Origin of the sequence: Actinomadura macra NBRC 14102, from assembly GCF_001552215.1 — a bacterium.
Taxonomy (GTDB): domain Bacteria; phylum Actinomycetota; class Actinomycetes; order Streptosporangiales; family Streptosporangiaceae; genus Spirillospora; species Spirillospora macra.
Genome location: NZ_BCQT01000009.1, coordinates 209179 through 225431 on the forward strand (window position 1 = coordinate 209179; position 16253 = coordinate 225431).

General features: G+C 69.1%; 14 protein-coding genes. 10 read left to right on the top strand and 4 right to left on the bottom strand.

What is annotated here, in order from left to right; genetic code table 11:
* Positions 1 to 1353 precede the first annotated feature (1353 nt).
* The gene (locus AMA02S_RS43265; protein ID WP_174550958.1) at positions 1354 to 1527 is read right to left on the bottom strand and encodes a glycosyltransferase family protein; all 174 of its coding nucleotides are present in this window, start codon (positions 1525 to 1527) and stop codon (positions 1354 to 1356) included.
* Positions 1528 to 1959: 432 nt separating this feature from the next.
* Between AMA02S_RS43265 and AMA02S_RS14785 the strand changes: the two genes are divergently transcribed.
* From AMA02S_RS14785 to AMA02S_RS14795, 3 genes are all read left to right on the top strand, one after another.
* Positions 1960 to 2883: an SMP-30/gluconolactonase/LRE family protein gene (locus AMA02S_RS14785; RefSeq protein ID WP_084265161.1), complete on the top strand. Its 924-nt coding sequence runs from the start codon at positions 1960 to 1962 to the stop codon at positions 2881 to 2883.
* A gap of 63 nt (positions 2884 to 2946) precedes the next feature.
* On the top strand, positions 2947 to 3609 hold the full coding sequence (locus AMA02S_RS14790; protein WP_067458970.1) for a response regulator transcription factor: 663 nt from the start codon (positions 2947 to 2949) through the stop codon (positions 3607 to 3609).
* Entirely contained in the window at positions 3606 to 4820 is a 1215-nt protein-coding gene (locus AMA02S_RS14795) for a sensor histidine kinase (RefSeq protein ID WP_245667545.1), read from the top strand. Before AMA02S_RS14790 ends, AMA02S_RS14795 begins: the two co-directional genes overlap by 4 nt.
* Here the strand turns inward: AMA02S_RS14795 and AMA02S_RS14800 are convergent.
* Positions 4774 to 6531 (bottom strand): AMP-binding protein, encoded by a 1758-nt coding sequence (locus AMA02S_RS14800; protein WP_084265162.1) that lies wholly within the window; start codon positions 6529 to 6531, stop codon positions 4774 to 4776. The genes AMA02S_RS14795 and AMA02S_RS14800 overlap by 47 nt on opposite strands.
* 115 nt (positions 6532 to 6646) lie before the next feature.
* A complete protein-coding gene (locus AMA02S_RS41725; protein ID WP_157430582.1) occupies positions 6647 to 6820 on the bottom strand; it encodes an ABC transporter permease in 174 nt (57 codons plus the stop codon).
* A 145-nt stretch (positions 6821 to 6965) separates the two neighbouring features.
* Between AMA02S_RS41725 and AMA02S_RS14805 the strand changes: the two genes are divergently transcribed.
* From AMA02S_RS14805 to AMA02S_RS14815, 3 genes are all read left to right on the top strand, one after another.
* A complete protein-coding gene (locus tag AMA02S_RS14805; RefSeq protein ID WP_067457970.1) occupies positions 6966 to 8486 on the top strand; it encodes an amino acid permease in 1521 nt (506 codons plus the stop codon).
* Positions 8487 to 8500: 14 nt separating this feature from the next.
* A complete protein-coding gene (locus AMA02S_RS14810; protein ID WP_439951597.1) occupies positions 8501 to 9844 on the top strand; it encodes an FAD-dependent oxidoreductase in 1344 nt (447 codons plus the stop codon).
* A gap of 115 nt (positions 9845 to 9959) precedes the next feature.
* On the top strand, positions 9960 to 10325 hold the full coding sequence (locus tag AMA02S_RS14815) for a hypothetical protein (RefSeq protein WP_067457974.1): 366 nt from the start codon (positions 9960 to 9962) through the stop codon (positions 10323 to 10325).
* A gap of 38 nt (positions 10326 to 10363) precedes the next feature.
* On the opposite strand, the gene dxs is transcribed toward AMA02S_RS14815, so the two are convergent.
* The gene (gene dxs / locus AMA02S_RS14820) at positions 10364 to 12280 is read right to left on the bottom strand and encodes a 1-deoxy-D-xylulose-5-phosphate synthase (protein WP_067458977.1); all 1917 of its coding nucleotides are present in this window, start codon (positions 12278 to 12280) and stop codon (positions 10364 to 10366) included.
* 165 nt (positions 12281 to 12445) lie between these two features.
* On the opposite strand from dxs, the gene idi reads away from it, so the two are divergent.
* The 4 genes from idi (at position 12446) to AMA02S_RS14840 (ending at position 16223) form a co-directional block, all read left to right on the top strand.
* Positions 12446 to 13033: an isopentenyl-diphosphate Delta-isomerase gene (gene idi / locus AMA02S_RS14825; RefSeq protein WP_067457975.1), complete on the top strand. Its 588-nt coding sequence runs from the start codon at positions 12446 to 12448 to the stop codon at positions 13031 to 13033.
* A 162-nt stretch (positions 13034 to 13195) separates the two neighbouring features.
* Positions 13196 to 14500, top strand: coding sequence for an ABC transporter substrate-binding protein (locus AMA02S_RS14830; protein WP_067457983.1), 1305 nt, complete (start codon positions 13196 to 13198; stop codon positions 14498 to 14500).
* Positions 14497 to 15387, top strand: coding sequence for a carbohydrate ABC transporter permease (locus AMA02S_RS14835; protein WP_067457985.1), 891 nt, complete (start codon positions 14497 to 14499; stop codon positions 15385 to 15387). Before AMA02S_RS14830 ends, AMA02S_RS14835 begins: the two co-directional genes overlap by 4 nt.
* Positions 15384 to 16223 (top strand): carbohydrate ABC transporter permease, encoded by an 840-nt coding sequence (locus AMA02S_RS14840; protein WP_067457987.1) that lies wholly within the window; start codon positions 15384 to 15386, stop codon positions 16221 to 16223. Before AMA02S_RS14835 ends, AMA02S_RS14840 begins: the two co-directional genes overlap by 4 nt.
* Positions 16224 to 16253: the final 30 nt, after the last annotated feature.

The window sequence follows — 16253 nt, forward strand, 5'->3', positions numbered from 1 at the left end:
CTTCCACCACGTACGCGGAGCTTGAGTCACAAAGCATGATCGATGAGGCGTCATTGTTGTTGGTAGTGCGGCGAGCGCGTGCTTGGTGTCGGCGTGACCAATGAGTAACGGCTGGGCTTCACCGCTTGTCGATCGAACGAACTCTGGCCTGGCCGTTGGGCGACTGACCGTCCGCTATGAGAGTCACGGCCCAACCTTGCCTCCAGCTCAATCTGACGATTTGATCGAGCGCAGCAGCCGCATCTGGCTAGCCGAATGAGTCCTTGACGGCCCAAAATGTCTGAACCATTCCCGCAATAGTCGCGACAATTGTCAGATATAGCATGATCTTCTGATGGGGATCGATAGTCGCTTGCTCCGGTGGAGGCTCTGCGTTCGACGTCCCTGAGGCGGTCCGGGGCTGCCGTGAAGCCAGGGCCGGTCCATGTCGCAAGCCTAACAGCCGATAGAGTGCGTCTCTTTTGAGCGGAGCATGTGATGGTTGCTCCTTGCAGGCGTACAGGCGCCCATCTGCGGCGTTGCGACAGGGCTCATTACGAGTCGTCTGCACACCGCACGTGGTGGGGACGTAGCATAGCTCGTAGGTGATCCACGCAAGCAAAGGCAAGAGCCACAGCTGCAACTCTCGGCTCTGCAGGGCGAGGACGCAAAGCGCCACCACAAATGCCCACCACCCGAGCTGCCTGTTGCGTCTTCTTTCGTACCGAGTCGGCCGACTTCCCATCCCTGTCCCCCCGTGCATCCCTTCCAGGGAACACTAAGAGCATCAACCCGTCTTGTAAAGAAGTTGGCCGGACTAAGTCAGACTTCGCAACACTACCTCTGAGACCAAGATCTCGCTCCACAGGTGAGGCGTCCTCGGCTGGCGATCGGAGCTGCAGACCGAACCATGTAGTGACCTTTGCGTAGCCGTATCGCCCGTCCTTGTTTCTCCCCAGAAGCTGATCTTGATGGCCCCAGCACTTCCCTGGACTCTGCGCTCAGACACGATTTGCTGACTGTGGAGCGGCCCATGCGAGGGATTCCCCCCGTAAGCCTGAAGTATTGGGGTCGTCGTAGTAGTGACTCCCCGCTGGCCAACGGCGAAATGAGCGGTACGACGTCGAGGCGGCGGGAGCCCGACACGACGACAGTCGGGCCGCGACTTACACCTGCACAGTGCGGGGCACCATCTCCGTCCAGCTCGGAGCGAACCGCCCGGGAGCTTCTGCCTGATCGGAGTCGACTCGGACGGCTATACCGTCTTCATTCCGTGCCTGTGTGACCGAAGGCGGGGGACGAGAGAGTGAGGGCAGTCGAAGTGTCCTGGCCGAGAGGGCCTTGGAAGCGGAAGCGGATGAGGGGCCAGAGGATTCAGCGGCCGTCACGGAGTTTGCGGAGGTTCGATTCACCGAAGCGGCGGTGGGTCTCGTGGCTGGGGAATTCGGCGATGCGGAGGCCGGCGTGGACGGCGTTGACGCACATCTCTGTCTCGATCTCGAAGCCGGTCGACTCCAGTTGCAGCCGGTCCACGGCGTCGCGGCGCATGGCGACGTAGCCGTAGCACAGGTCCGACCAGCGCTGGCGATAGAGGCGGTTGGCCAGGATCGTCAGGATCCGGTTGGCTGTTCGGCCCGGGCCGGTTTGCGCGTCCGAGCCGCCTCCGCCGGGTTGCTGCCAGAGCCGTGCCGTTCGCGACTGGCCGAGATCTACCAGGGGTGCCCGTATCGCCGATCGCGACCGCCGTCGTGGCGGGCATCATAGCTCTGACCATCCTCAGCCTTCTTACCTCGTCCTCGACGCCGCGCCGCCGGCCACCAAGTGACGCCCTGGTTCTTGTAGTTTCGGACGAGCCCACAAACTCTGTTTTTCAGGACCCTTTGTGGTGGTGCGGGGCCCGACCTGGAAGCTCAAGACCTGGGGACTGGAACGCCAGGGGCGATTCGGACCCGTGTATACGGGTGTGACTAGCGCCGACGGATGAATCCGGGAATCTTGACGGGCATGTGGTACCGACTTCTTATCACCGCGCTGACAACAGGCCTCGTCCTTCCGCTCGGGGGTTCGGCCCTCGGCGCCACGGAGCCTCCACCCGACCGCATCCCGCTTCCCGCCGGATTCCAGCCGGAGGGCATCGCCGCGGGTCCCAACGGCGAGGCGTTCCTCGGCTCGCGGGCCACCGGCGCCATCTACCGTGTGGACCTGCGCACCGGAAAGGGCGAGGTGATCAGTCCGGCGGTGGGCAAGCCGTCGCTCGGAATGAAGATCGGCAAGGACCGGCTGTACGTGGCCGGGGGCAACAGCGGGACGGGTCGTGTCTATGACACGCACAACGGCGCCCTGCTCAAGACCTACACGCTCAACACGATTCCGTCGTTCATCAATGACGTCACCCTGACGGACGACTCCGCGTTCATGACCGACTCGACCAATCCCACGCTCTACAAGGTGCCCCTCAGCGGGGACGGTGAGGCGACGAAGCTGCCGCTGACCGGGGACATCGTCTACCAGACGGGGTTCAACGCGAACGGCATCACCACGAGCCCGGACCGCAAGTCCCTGATTCTCATCCAGTCGAACACCGGAAAGCTGTTCAGGGTCGACCCCGCCACGGGGGTGACGAAGACGGTGGACCTCCATGGTGAGACGCTGACCGCCGGCGACGGGATCCTGCGGGACGGCCGCACCCTGTACGCGGTGCAGAACCGGCTCAACACCGTGGCCGTCATCGAGCTGAGCGAGGACGGCGGCGAGGGGAAGCTCGTCAAGAAGCTGACCGACCCCCGGTTCGATGTGCCCACGACCGTCGCGCACTTCGACAAGCGCATCTATCTGCCCAACGCCCGCTTCAACACGACGCCCGCGCCCGACACCCCGTACGACGTCATCGCGGTCCAGCCGTGAGCGAGGGTCTCCTCGGTCGCTGACTTATCAGGGTTTAACCCGCCGTCGGTCATGCTCGGGCGCATGCGGGTATTGGTCGTCGAGGACGAGCGGGTGCTGGCGGACACGATCGCCATGGGCCTCCGGGAGGAGGCCATGGCGGTCGATGTCGTTTACGACGGCGACGACGCGCTGGAACGTACCTCGTACAACGAGTACGACGTCGTGGTCCTCGACCGTGACCTGCCGACGGTGCACGGGGACGACGTGTGCCGGGAGTTGGTCACGCGGCGGCACGCGGGGCGCATCCTGATGCTGACGGCGGCCGGGGACGTCGATGATCGGGTGGACGGCCTGTCGCTGGGCGCCGATGACTACCTTCCGAAGCCGTTCGTGTTCGACGAGCTGGTCGCGCGGGTGCGCGCGCTGTCGCGGCGGGCGGGTCCGCCGGTGCCGCCGGTGCTGGAGCGCAGGGGCATCCGGCTCGACCCGTATCGCCGCAGGGTCGTCCGCGACGGGCGGGAACTGCGGCTGACGAAGAAGGAGTTCGCCGTGCTGGAGGAGCTGCTGCGGGCGGAGGGCGGGGTGGTGAGCGCCGAGCGGCTGCTGGAGCGGGCGTGGGACGAGAACATCGACCCGTTCAGCAACATCGTCCGGGTGACCATGGCGACACTGCGGCGCAAGCTCGGGGAACCGCCGGTGATCGAAACGGTCACCGGCGCGGGCTACCGGCTGGAGGCGTCGTGAGGCCCCGGCCGAGCCTGCGGCCCCGGCTGAGCGTCCGGACGCGGCTGACGCTGGTCTACGGGTCGCTGTTCCTGGTGATGTCGGCGGTATTGGTGACGGTGACGTACCTGCTGACCGTCCGGTCGATGGAGCAGCGGTTCCCGAGGGGGAACGCGGGATCGTCCACGACCGTCGCGGAGCTGCGGAACGTCATGGCGGCGGACGCGGTGAAGCGGCTGATGGCGCTGAAGGCCGAGTCGGACCGGCAGGCGGCGCAGCAGAAGCGCGAGATGCTGGCGCAACTGCTGCAGAGCTCGCTGATCACGATGCTGGTGCTCGGGGTGCTGGCGGTGGTGATCGGGTACGTGGTGGCGGGACGGATGCTGCGGCCCCTGCACACGGTCACCGCGGCGGCGCGGCGGCTGTCGGAGAGCAACCTGTACGAGCGGATCGCGCTGGAGGGGCCGCAGGACGAGATCAAGGACCTGGCCGACACGTTCGACCGGATGCTGGACCGGCTGCACCGGGCGTTCGACACACAGCGGCGGTTCGTCGCGAACGCCTCGCACGAGCTGCGGACGCCGCTGACCATCAACCGGACGGTGCTGGAGGTCGCGCTGGCGAGCGGGAAGAGCCCGCCGGAGACCAAGGCGCTGGCGGACGTGCTGCTGGGCAACACCGCGCGGCACGAGCGGCTGATCGAGGGGCTGCTGCTGCTGGCGCGGTCGGAGCGGGAACTCGGCACCCGGACGGGCACGCCGCTGCCCGACGTGGTCCGCAGTGCCCTCGGCCAGCTGGACGGGCGTGCCGGCGACGTGGACGTGGAGGCGCGGCTGGAGCCGGCCATGGCGACCGGCGATCCCGTGCTGCTGGAGCGCTGCGCGGTCAATCTGCTGGAGAACGCCCTGAAGTACAACGTTCCGGAAGGGCGGGTGTGGGTGCGCACCGGGGAGCGCGACGGCATGGTGTTCCTACAGGTGGTCAACACGGGCCGGCCCGTCCCGTCCTACGAGGTCGGGACGATCTTCGAGCCGTTCCGGCGGCTGCGCGCGGATCGGGCGGGCGTCAGGGACCGAGTCGGGTCGGCGGACGGTGCGGGTCTCGGCCTGTCAATCGTGCGGGCGGTGGTCGCCGCGCACGGCGGGACGATCGAGACCGTCCCGCGGACGGAGGGCGGCCTGTCGATCACGGTGCTGTTGCCGGCGGCGCGGAAAGCGGCCCTGACGGGGTGACCGCCCGGCCGGCGCGGCCGGTCGGCTCGGGGCGGGTCGCCGGCCAGGCGACCCGGCCCTCCGGCTCCGGTCCGGGGCGGGCGGTCAGCCAGCGGTGGACGACCTTGCCGGTGGCGTTGCGGGGCAGTTCGGGGATGAAGTGCACGTCACGCGGCGCGGCGTACCGGGCGACCTGGGCGTGCACGTGGTCGCGGACGGTGTCCGCGGCGAGCCGGGCGCCGGGGCGCAGGACGACGAAGGCGGCGAGCCGCTGCCCCCAGTCGTCGTCCGGGACACCGACGACGGCGACCTCATGGACTTCCGGGAGGCGCAGCAGCGCGTCCTCGACGTCGCGGGGGACGACGTTCTCGCCGCCGGACACGACCAGGCCGTCCCGGCGGCCGTCCACGAACAGCAGCCCGCGGTGGTCGATGTGGCCGAGGTCGCCGATGGCGAGCAGGCCGTCGCGGACCTCCATCGGCTCGCCGCCGGTGTAGCCCTCGAAGAGCAGCTCGTTCGCGGCGAAGATCTGGCCAATGGTGGAGCGGCCCACCCGGGTGCCCTGCGCGTCGATGATCGCCAGCGAGGTGTTGCGGGGCGGACGGCCGGCGGTGCGCGGGTCAAGCCGCAGGTCACGCGGGGTGGCGATGGACACCCAGGACGCCTCGGTGGAGCCGTAGACGTTATAGAGCCGGTCGCCGAACTCGTCCATGAACCGGGTGGCGAGGTCGCCGGGAAGCACGGCGCCGCTGACCGCCGCGATCCGCAGCGAGGACATGTCGTGGGCGGCGCGGACCTCCGGCGCCAGTTCCAGGATGCGTTGCAGCATGACCGGGACGGCGAACACGGTGACGTCGCGGTGCGCGGCGATCGAGTGGAGGGTCTGCTCGGGGTCGAACCGGCGGTGCAGGACGGCCGGTGCACGCAGCGCCCAGGCCATCTGCAGCGCGGCATAGCCCCAGGTGTGGAACAGCGGCGCTTCGATGATCATCGTCTGGCGGGCGCGCAGCGGGATCCGGGACGTCATCGAGGCCAGCGGCCACAGTCCGGGACGGGGTGGGCGGCGGGCGCCCTTGGGACGCCCGGTGGTGCCCGAGCTGAGCATGATCGTCCGGCCCTGGATCTGCGGGGGCTCGGCCGTCGTCTTGCTTCGCGGGACGGAGGCAATGATCTTGCTGATGCTGGGGCCCGGATGGCGGTCGGCCCACAGGACGTTCTTGCGCAGCGCGAGAGGGACGCCCCCGAGCAGCGGCGCGAACTCGGCGTCCACGATGAGGAGGTCGGGGCGCAGCTCGCTGAGGACAGCGCTGATCTGGCTCGTTCCGAATCCGGTGTTGAGCAGGACGACCTCGGCGCCGCGCCTGCTGCACGCGACGAGCGTCACGGCCATGCCGCGGTGGTTGCGGCACAGCACGCCGACGCGCTTGCGGGGGCCTTGCAGGGGCAGTCCGGCGGCGAGGCGAGCGGCCTGCTCGTCCAGCTCGGCGAAGGTGAGGGCGCCCTCGTCGTCGATCAGGGCGGTCTTGCCCGGGGAACGCGCGGCGGCGCCGATGACGATGCCGGCGAGCGTGGTCCCCCAGCGGTGCAGCGCACCGAGCTGGCGGAGCGTGCCACTCGGGCCGAGGCCGCCGGAGAACAGCAGACCAGTGCGCACCAGCAGAGCGGAGAGATCGCGGCTGTGCCCGATGCGTCGCCGCAATCCCGGCCGGTAGACGGGCCTCGCGTGGACCACCGCGCCCCTCCTCCAGCGATTTCACACCACGTTAGCCATGGTCACCGGTGCGTACAAGAGCGTGGTCACGCCGACCTCCGTCATCCGGTGTCCCGAGGTGGACACGGGCCATCCGTCAGCGGTTGAGGGCCTGGACGGGCTCGATGCGCGCGGCCTTCAGCGCGGGATAGAGCCCCGCGACGAGCCCGGTGACCGTGCCGATCAACGGTGCGGTCACGACGAGGACCGGGTCCATGACCGGCGTCCAGTTCCGCGACGCCGATACCGCCGCCACCACCACGACCGCCACGCAGGTGCCGAGACACCGGCGAGGACAGAGTGTTCCCGGCGTCCACGCAGGCCACGGGAAACCTGTGTTTCGCCTGATCATAAAGCGCGCACATACGGGCATAGGCGTGTCGGCCCCGAAGACCGGCCAGGAGGAGCTCCGAGCCATGAACCTGCTGCGCACCAAGTCGGTCGAGCAGTCGATCCGCGACACCGAGGAGCCGGGGCACCAGTTGCGCCGGGACCTGTCCGCGCTGGATCTCGTCGTGTTCGGGGTCGGCGTGATCATCGGTACCGGGATCTTCGTGCTGACCGGCCAGGTCGCCCGGGACAAGGCCGGTCCGGCGGTCGCGATCTCGTTCGTTCTCGCGGCGATCGTCTGCGGTCTCGCCGCACTGTGCTACGCCGAGTTCTCCTCCACCATCCCGGTCGCGGGGTCGGCCTACACCTACTCCTACGCCACCCTCGGCGAGTTCCCCGCGTGGATCATCGGTTGGGACCTCGTGCTGGAGTTCGCTCTCGCCGCCGCGGTCGTCTCCGTCGGCTGGTCCGGGTACGCGGTGTCGCTGCTGGACGACGCGGGCGTCACCCTGCCCGCCTCCATCATCCATCCGCCGGGCGAGTCCGGCGGCGTGGTCAACGTTCCGGCGATCCTTCTCGTGCTGGCCGTGACGGGGCTGCTCGTCCTCGGGGTGAAGGTGTCATCGCGGGTCAACGCGGTGATCGTGGCCGTCAAGGTGTTCGTGGTCCTGCTGGTGATCGTCGCCGGGCTGTTCTTCGTCAAGGGCGCGAACTACCACCCGTTCATCCCGCCGTCGGAGTCGACGCCGTCCGTCGAGGGCGGGGCGGCGCCGCTGATGCAGGTGCTGTTCGGGGTCACGCCGGTGAGCTACGGCTGGCTCGGCATCTTCGCGGCCGTCGCGGTGGTCTTCTTCGCGTTCATCGGCTTCGACATCGTCGCCACCGCCGCGGAGGAGGCCCGCCGGCCCCAGCGGGACCTGCCGATCGGGCTCATCGGCTCCCTCGTCATCACCGCCGTCCTGTACGCGGCCGTGTCGGTGGTCGTCGCCGGAATGCAGAACTACAAGCAGCTGAGCGTCGACGCGCCGCTCGCGGAGGCGTTCAAGGCCGCCGGGCATCCGGGGTTCTCCACGGTGATCAGCATCGGTGCCGTCGCCGGGCTCACCACCGTCGTGCTGATCCTGCTGCTCGGCCAGAGCCGCGTGTTCTTCGCGATGAGCCGGGACGGGCTGCTTCCGGCGTGGCTGTCGGCCGTCCACCCGCGTTTCGGTACCCCCTACCGCTCCACGGTGATCATGGGCGTGATCGTCGCGACGATCGCCGGGCTCATCCCGCTGGCCAAGCTCGCCGAACTCGTCAACATCGGCACCCTCTTCGCGTTCCTCGTCGTCTCGGTCGGCGTGCTGATCCTGCGCCGGACGCGGCCGGAACTGCCCCGCGCGTTCCGCACGCCGCTGGTGCCGCTGGTCCCCGTCCTGTCCGTGCTGGCCTGCCTGTTCGTGATGATCAACCTGCCGGTGGACACCTGGCTGCGGTTCCTGGCCTGGCTCGCGGTCGGCGCCGTCATCTACTTCACCTACGGGCACCGCCGCAGCCGCCTGCGTGAACGGCAGTCGCAACACTGCCCGTCGCAGCCTGACCCACCTGTCAATTCGACCTCCGCGTAGGCAGAATGGCCGGCATGGCAGAACCTGTGCGCGTCGCCGTGATCGGTTCAGGCCCGGCGGGACTCTACGCCGCCGAGGCGCTCGTCAAGCAGACCGGCGGAAACGTGCGGGTGGACGTCCTGGACCGGCTGCCCACGCCGTACGGCCTCGTCCGCTACGGCGTCGCGCCCGACCACAAGTCGATCAAGGCGATCGCCCGGTACCTGCAGAAGGTGCTGGAGGGCGAGGGAGTGCGGTTCTTCGGCTGCCTGGAGCTCGGCCGCGACCTCACCCGCGCCGACCTGCTCGACTGCTACGACGCCGTGATCTACGCGACCGGCGCGATGGTCGACCGGCACATGGCGATCCCCGGCGAGGACCTGCCCGGCAGCATCGCCGCCACCGACTTCGTCAACTGGTACTGCGGTCATCCCGACGCCGCCGACCACGTCTTCGACCTGTCGGTCGAGGAGGTCGCGGTGATCGGCGTCGGGAACGTCGCGGTGGACGTCGTCCGCATCCTCGCCAGGACGGCGGACGAGCTGCGCGAGACCGACGTCCCCGAGCAGGTGATCGAGGCGCTGGCGCGCAGCCGGGTCCGCCGCGTCCACATGATCGGTCGCCGCGGCCCCGCCCAGGCCAAGTTCACCACCAAGGAGGCCCGCGAGCTGGGCGAGCTCCCGAACGCGGCGATCCACGTGAGCCCGCAGGACATGGAGCTCGACCCCGCCAGCGCCGCGCTGGCCGAGAGCGACCGGCACGTGCGCGGCAACATCAAGGTCCTCAGCGGTTGGACGGGTGAGCCCGCCGACCGGCCCCGGCACATCGACGTCCGCTTCTGGCGCGCCCCTATCGAGATCCTCGGCACCGACCGTGTCGAGGGCCTGCGCCTGGAGAAGACCCGCCTGGACGAGACCGGCCGCGTCACCGGCACCGGGGAGTACGAGACGCTCCCCGTTGGCATGGTGCTCCGCTCCGTCGGCTATCAAAGCGTCCCCCTGGAGGGCATCCCGTTCGACGAACGCGCCTATGTCGTCCCGAACGACGGCGGCCGCATCCTCGCCCCGGACGGCACCCGGGTCCCCCGCGAGTACGTCGCCGGCTGGATCAAGCGCGGCCCGACCGGCGTCGTCGGCACCAACAAGTCCGACGCCGCCGAGACCGTCCGCAACCTCCTGGACGATCTCTCGGGCGACCGGACGGCCCCCGGCGGCACCATCGAGGAACTTCTCGAAGCGCGCGACCTTCCCGTCGTCACCTATGCCGACTGGCTCAATCTGGACGCTGCCGAGATCGCTCTGGCCCGCAGTCTCGATCGCGGTGAGCGCGTGAAGCTGGCCCGCTGGGAGGCCATGACCAAGGCGTGCAGAGGGGATTAGGGGGACGGGGTCGAGACCTACCGGGTGAGGACCAAACTGCCAGAGGTCGCCATCCAGGCAAAAACCATCCCGCAGGTAGTGACGGGAGTGTGACGGGGACGCTACCGTGCGGCATGTGACCGGCGGTCCAGAACTGTACGGGTTTCCCCCGCCCGCGACACTGCCCGATCTGCGGTGGCTGGGTCCGGACTACGTCTCCGTACTGGTGTACGACCTGACGCAGGGGCTCCTGCGCCAGGACCCCCGCACGTCCGTCATGGGCGTGCGCTGTGAAGGCGAGCCCGACCTGCGCCCCTCGGTCGATCCGAGCGGTGTCATCCGCGCGCATGACGCCTGTTTCCCTCTTCAGGTCTTCGTCCAGGACGGCACCGGGCGGCCGTGGCGGCTGCGCGGCCGGTGGACGTACTCCGGCCGCGAGCTCGGCACCTCCGCGGCGTCCATCACCCACTTCTGGCACCTGGTGTCCGCCGAGGGGGTCTAGCCGGGACCCGCGGGTGGAGCCGGGCCTGCCTTCCGGCGCTAGTCGGACGTGGCGGGCTCGTGGGTCTCGGACGCGCCGGCGCGGGCGACGCATTCGGTCACCTCGCGGGCGAGGGCCTGGGGGGTGAGGCCGATGTCGGCGAGGATCTCGGCGCGCGCGGCGTGGTCGAGGAACTCCTGGGGGATGCCGAAGGTGCGGATCGGGACGTCGATCTCGGCGTCGCGCAGCAGCCGGGCCACGGCGTCGCCGACGGCGCCGGTGCGGCCGTTGTCCTCGGCGACGGCGACGAGCGCGTGCTCGCGGGCGAGGTCGAGCAACGCCGGGTCGAGCGGCTTGACCCAGCGGGGGTCGACGACGGTGACGCCGATCCCCTGCGCGGCGATGAGCCCGGCGGCCTCCACCGCGGGCCCCGCCATCGAGCCGGCCGCGACGAGCAGGACACGGGTGCCGTTGGAGCCGTCGTGCCGGGCGAGGACGTCCATGCCGCCGACCTGCCCGATCGCCTCGATGTCGGCGGGCGCGGGACCCTTGGGGTAGCGGATCGCGGTCGGCCCGTCGGAGACGGCGACGCATTCGCGCAGCAGTTCGCGGAGCCGGGCGCCGTCGCGGGGGACGGCGACGCGCAGGCCCGGGACGAGCTGCAGGATCGACAGGTCCCACATGCCGTTGTGGCTGGCGCCGTCGTCACCGGTGACACCGGCGCGGTCGAGCGCGAACGTCACGGGCTGGCGGTGCAGGGCGGTGTCCATGAGGACCTGGTCGAACGCGCGGTTGAGGAACGTCGCGTAGAGCGCGACGACCGGGTGCAGGCCGCCGAGGGCGAGGCCGGTGGCGGAGGTGACGGCGTGCTGCTCGGCGATGCCGACGTCATAGCTGCGGTCCGGGAACGCCTCGGCGAACGGGGCGAGCCCGACCGGGTAGAGCATGGCGGCGGTGATGCCGACGACGTCGCGGCGCTCGCGGCCGATCGCGACCATCTCCTCGCCGAACACGCTCGTCCAGGGGGTGCCGCCCTTCTTGGGCAGGAACTTCCCGGTGACGGGGTCGAACGCGCCACCGCCGTGCATGCAGTCCTCGGTGTCGTTCTCGGCGGGCGCGTAGCCGCGTCCCTTGGTGGTGATGCAGTGCACGATCACCGGGCGGCCGAACCCGCGGGCGCGGCGCAGGGCACGTTCCACGGCGTCCTCGTCGTGGCCGTCGATCGGGCCGACGTACTTCATGCCGAGGTCCTCGAACATCGCCTGCGGCTGTAGGACGTCCTTGAGGCCCTTCTTGATGCCGTGCAGCGCCTCGTAGGCGACGTTGCCGACCACCGGTGCGCGGGGGACGGTCTTCTTGATGAGGTCGAGCGCGTGCTCGTAGCCCTGGGTGACGCGCAGGTCGGCGAGGTGGCTCGCGAGCCCGCCGATCGTCGGCGAGTAGGACCGGCCGTTGTCGTTGACGACGATGATGACCGGCCGGTCGACGCCCGCCGCGATGTTGTTCAGCGCCTCCCAGCACATGCCGCCGGTCAGCGCGCCGTCGCCGACGACCGCGACCACGGCCCGGTCGTCCTCGCCGCGCAGCTGGAACGCCTTGGCGAGCCCGTCGGCGTACGACAGGGCGGTGGAGGCGTGCGAGTTCTCGATGATGTCGTGCTCGGACTCGGCGCGGCTCGGGTAGCCCGACAGGCCGCCGCGGCGGCGCAGCAGGTCGAAGTCCTGCCGTCCGGTGAGCATCTTGTGGACGTACGCCTGGTGCCCGGTGTCGAAGAGGATCTTGTCGTGCGGCGAGTCGAAGACCCGGTGCAGGGCGATCGTCAGCTCCACCGCGCCGAGGTTCGGGCCGAGGTGCCCGCCGGTCTTGGACACCGCCTCGACGAGGAATTCGCGGATCTCCCCTGCGAGGCGAGGCAACTGCCCGGCGTCCAGTCGCTTGAGGTCCTCGGGACCCGTGATCGACTCCAGCAGGCTCACGCGTGTCAACTCCTCCGTCGGGGACATCGCCCCCACTCCCGGGGCTCCCCTGGTCTCGGGCCGTTCCGAGTTTAATCCCGGTTCGCCCACGACGCGCCGCACCCCGCCTCCCCCACGGGTGTGAAACAACTGACCCACGGGACCGCGATGGGGTAGGAACAGAGCATGGGCGTCGAAGAGATCGTGCTGCTCAACGCGGAAGACGAAGCCGTCGGTACCGCTCCGAAAGCAGAGAGTCACCATAGAGACACCCCGTATCACCTGGCTTTTTCCTGCTATGTGGTGGATACGGAGGGTCGTGTTCTGATCACCCAACGCGCGCTCGGGAAGCGGACCTTCCCCGGCGTCTGGACGGGGAGCTGCTGCGGGCATCCGGGCCCCGGCGAGGGACTGCGCGGTGCGGTGATCCGGCGATTGCGTGACGAACTGGGCCTACTGGATGAATCACTCGAATCCCTGACGCCCGTCCTGCCGGGCTTCCACTACCGCGCCGTCGCCGACGACGGGACGGTCGAGCACGAACGCTGCCCCGTCGTGCGCGCCACGGTGCCGGCCGGCACGTCCGTCCGGGCCAACCGCGCGGAGGTCGAGGCCGCCGAGTGGTGGACGTGGAAGGAGTGCCTCGACCTGGTCGACCGTCCCGAGTCCTCGCCCTGGTACCGGCTGCAACTGGCCGAGTTGGCCCCGCTGGGAGAACCGCGGGACTGGCCCGACGCGGGGACCGCCCCGCTCCCGCCCGCCCTCGGCTGGTGACCCGCCAACGTCCCGCGCTCTGACCCGTGTCGCCCCCGTCGTGCCCTCGGCCCGGCGGGGGCGACGCTCGATAACCGCGAGATCACTTTTCGATGTGCGCTGTTGACCCGCTGACCCGACCGATCGGAGGCTTTGTTTTCCGGGGCAACGAAAGGACGGGCGATGCGAGGACAGGCACCCAGCCGGCGCTGGACGGCCGTCGCGGCCGTGGCGATGACCGGCGCGCTGGCCATGTCGGGTTGCGGCGGGAACGACTCCAAGGGGTCCAACGACACGTCCGAGGTCGAGGTCTTCTCGTGGTGGACCGGCCCCGGCGAGGCCGACGGTCTCGCGGCGATGAAGGCCGACTTCGAGAAGAAGAACCCCGGCACCAAGTTCACCAACGCCGCCATCGCGGGCGGCTCGGGCACGCAGGCCCAAGCGGTGCTGGCCAGCCGCCTACAGAACCGCAAGCCGCCGGATTCGTTCCAGGGCCACGCGGGCGCCGAACTGCTGGACTACATCAAGGCCGGGCAGATCGAGCCGCTGGACTCCTTCTATGACGACAACAACCTCAAGGCCGCCTACCCCGAGCAGCTCCTCCAGCAGATCACCTACCAGGGCAAGATCTACTCGGTGCCGGTGAACATCCACCGGTCCAACATGCTCTGGTACAACCCGGGCATCCTCAAGGACGCCGGGATCTCCGCGCCGCCCAAGTCGATCGCCGAGTTCATCACCGGCCTGAAGGCCGTCAAGGAGAAGACGAAGAAGGTCCCGCTGTCGCTCGGCGCGCAGTGGACGGCCGACCACCTGCTGGAGAGCGTCCTGCTCGGCGACCTCGGCACGGACGCCTACAACGCGCTGTGGAAGCCGGGCGCCGACTGGGGCTCCCCGGCCGTCGGCAAGGCCCTGGCCGACTTCGCCGAGATCATGAAGTACACGACGCTGGAGGCGGCGTCCACCGACTGGCAGGGCGCGGCGAAGGCAGTCGTGGACGGCAAGGCCGCGTTCAACATCATGGGCGACTGGGCCTACGGGTACTTCACCGGGAGCGCGCCCAACGGCCTCGCCAAGAAGGTCGATACCGACTTCGGGTACGCCCCGTCCCCCGGCACCGACGGCACCTACATGTGGCTGTCGGACTCCTTCACCCTGCCCAAGGGCGCACCCCACCGCGGCGGTGCGCTCGCGTGGCTGAAGGAGGCGTCCAGCAAGGAGGGGCAGGATCTCTTCAACCCGAAGAAGGGTTCCATCCCCGCCCGTAAGGACGCCGACAAGACGCTCTACAAGGGCTACCTGGAGTATGCGTTCAACGAGTGGAACAGGCCCGGCGTCAAGCTGGCCGGCTCGTTCTGGCACGGGGTGAACGCCAGCAAGAAGCAGCACACCGACATCGACACGGCGGTGGGCCTGTTCCTGCAGAACAAGGACGTGGGCAAGCTGCAGGCGTCCCTGGTGAGCGCGGCGAAGAACAGCGGTCAATGACCCGCCGGGCCCGCAGTTGGCTGCCCGGTCTACTCCTGGTCTCCCCGTCCATCGTGGCGATCGGCCTGTTCGTCTACGGGCTGATCTTCTGGAACACGCGGGTCGCGCTGAGCGGCAGGCATGACGAGGTCTCCCCCTACAAGTTCGACAAGGGGAAGAATTTCGTCGATCTGTGGGACCAGCCGAGCTGGCCGGGCGCGGTGAAGCACGCGCTGCTGTTCACCGCCGTGTTCGTGCTCGGCGCGCTGCTGCTCGGCGCGTTCCTGGCGTTCCTGATGGACAAGGGCATCCGGGGCGAGGCGTCGTTCCGGGTGGTCTACCTGTTCCCGATGGCGATCTCGTTCATCGCCAGCGGGGTGGTGTGGCGCTGGCTGATGAACCCGGCGCCGCCCGAGCGGGCCGTCGGCCTCAACCAGCTGTTCGGTGAGTTGCACCTCGGAGCGCTGGCCAACGACTGGTGGCAGGACCCGGACTGGGGCATGGCGGCGATGGCACTCCCGGCCATCTGGCAGATGTCCGGTTATGTCATGGCTTTGTATCTCGCCGGGTTCCGGAGCGTCCCCGAGGAACTGCGCGAGGCCGCCCGGGTGGACGGCGCGTCCGAGTGGAAGGTCTATCGCTACGTGGTGTTCCCGCAGCTCCGCCCGGTGACGCTGTCCGCACTGATCATCCTTGGCCATATCTCGCTGAAGGTGTTCGACCTCATCATGGCCATCGCGGGCAAGCAGATCATCACCTACGTCCCGGCCATCGCGACGTACGTCGAGGTGTTCGACCGGCACGACCCGGCCAACGGCGCCACCATCGCCACCTATCTGCTGCTCGCCGTGGCGCTGCTGGTGGTCCCCTATCTGGTCTGGTCAGTGCGGGCGGAGCGCACGCGATGACGGCGGCGACCACCTCCGGCAGGACGGTACGGATCGTGCGGCCCGCGATCCTGCTGCTGTTCGTCCTGCTCTTCCTGATGCCGGTGTACGTCCTGCTGGTCACCAGCTTCAAGCCGCTCCAGGAGGCCGACCCGGGCAGCGCGTGGAACCTGCCGAGCCACTGGAGCACGTCCGGCTGGAGCGCCGCCTGGGAGACGCTGCGGCCCGGCCTGGAGAACAGCGTCAAGATCGCGGTGTCCGGGTCGCTGATCTCGGCGGTGCTCGGCTCGCTGAACGGCTACGTCCTGGCCAAGTGGCGCTTTCCCGGCGCGGACGCCGTGTTCACGCTGTTCCTGTTCGGGATGTTCATCCCGTACCAGGCCGTCATGATCCCCCTCGCGGGCCTGCTGACCGACATGGAGCTGGTCGGGACGATCCGCGGGCTCGTCCTCGCCCACGTCGTGTACGGCATCCCGATCTGCACGCTCATCTTCCGCAACTATTACGTGACCATTCCGGACGAACTGATTGAGGCCGCCCGGGTGGACGGTGCCGGGATGCTCCGGACGTACTGGTCGATCGTCCTGCCCGTATCGGCGCCGGCGTTCGCGGTGACCCTTATCTGGCAGTTCACCTCGATGTGGAACGACTTCCTGTTCGCGGTGTTCCTCGGCGCGCCCGACAGCTGGCCGGTCACCGTCATGCTGAACAACACCGCGGGCTCGGGTGCGGTCGCCGTCCAGTACAACCAGCAAATGGCCGCGGCGCTGCTCGCCTCGCTTCCGACTCTCCTCGTCTACCTGCTCCTGGGCCGCTTCTTCATGCGCGGGCTCATGGCGGGCGCGCTGAAGGGCTGACGGCCACATGGACCCTGGTACGCGTAGTGA

Bases quoted from the DNA above. Each gene is read 5' to 3' on its own strand.
- AMA02S_RS43265 (WP_174550958.1), bottom strand. From the start codon at position 1,527: ATGCGCCGCGACGCCGTGGACCGGCTGCAACTGGAGTCGACCGGCTTC.
- AMA02S_RS14785 (WP_084265161.1), top strand. From the start codon at position 1,960: ATGAATCCGGGAATCTTGACGGGCATGTGGTACCGACTTCTTATCACC.
- AMA02S_RS14790 (WP_067458970.1), top strand. From the start codon at position 2,947: ATGCGGGTATTGGTCGTCGAGGACGAGCGGGTGCTGGCGGACACGATC.
- AMA02S_RS14805 (WP_067457970.1), top strand. From the start codon at position 6,966: ATGAACCTGCTGCGCACCAAGTCGGTCGAGCAGTCGATCCGCGACACC.
- AMA02S_RS14810 (WP_439951597.1), top strand. From the start codon at position 8,501: ATGGCAGAACCTGTGCGCGTCGCCGTGATCGGTTCAGGCCCGGCGGGA.
- idi (WP_067457975.1), top strand. From the start codon at position 12,446: ATGGGCGTCGAAGAGATCGTGCTGCTCAACGCGGAAGACGAAGCCGTC.
- AMA02S_RS14830 (WP_067457983.1), top strand. From the start codon at position 13,196: ATGCGAGGACAGGCACCCAGCCGGCGCTGGACGGCCGTCGCGGCCGTG.
- AMA02S_RS14835 (WP_067457985.1), top strand. From the start codon at position 14,497: ATGACCCGCCGGGCCCGCAGTTGGCTGCCCGGTCTACTCCTGGTCTCC.
- AMA02S_RS14840 (WP_067457987.1), top strand. From the start codon at position 15,384: ATGACGGCGGCGACCACCTCCGGCAGGACGGTACGGATCGTGCGGCCC.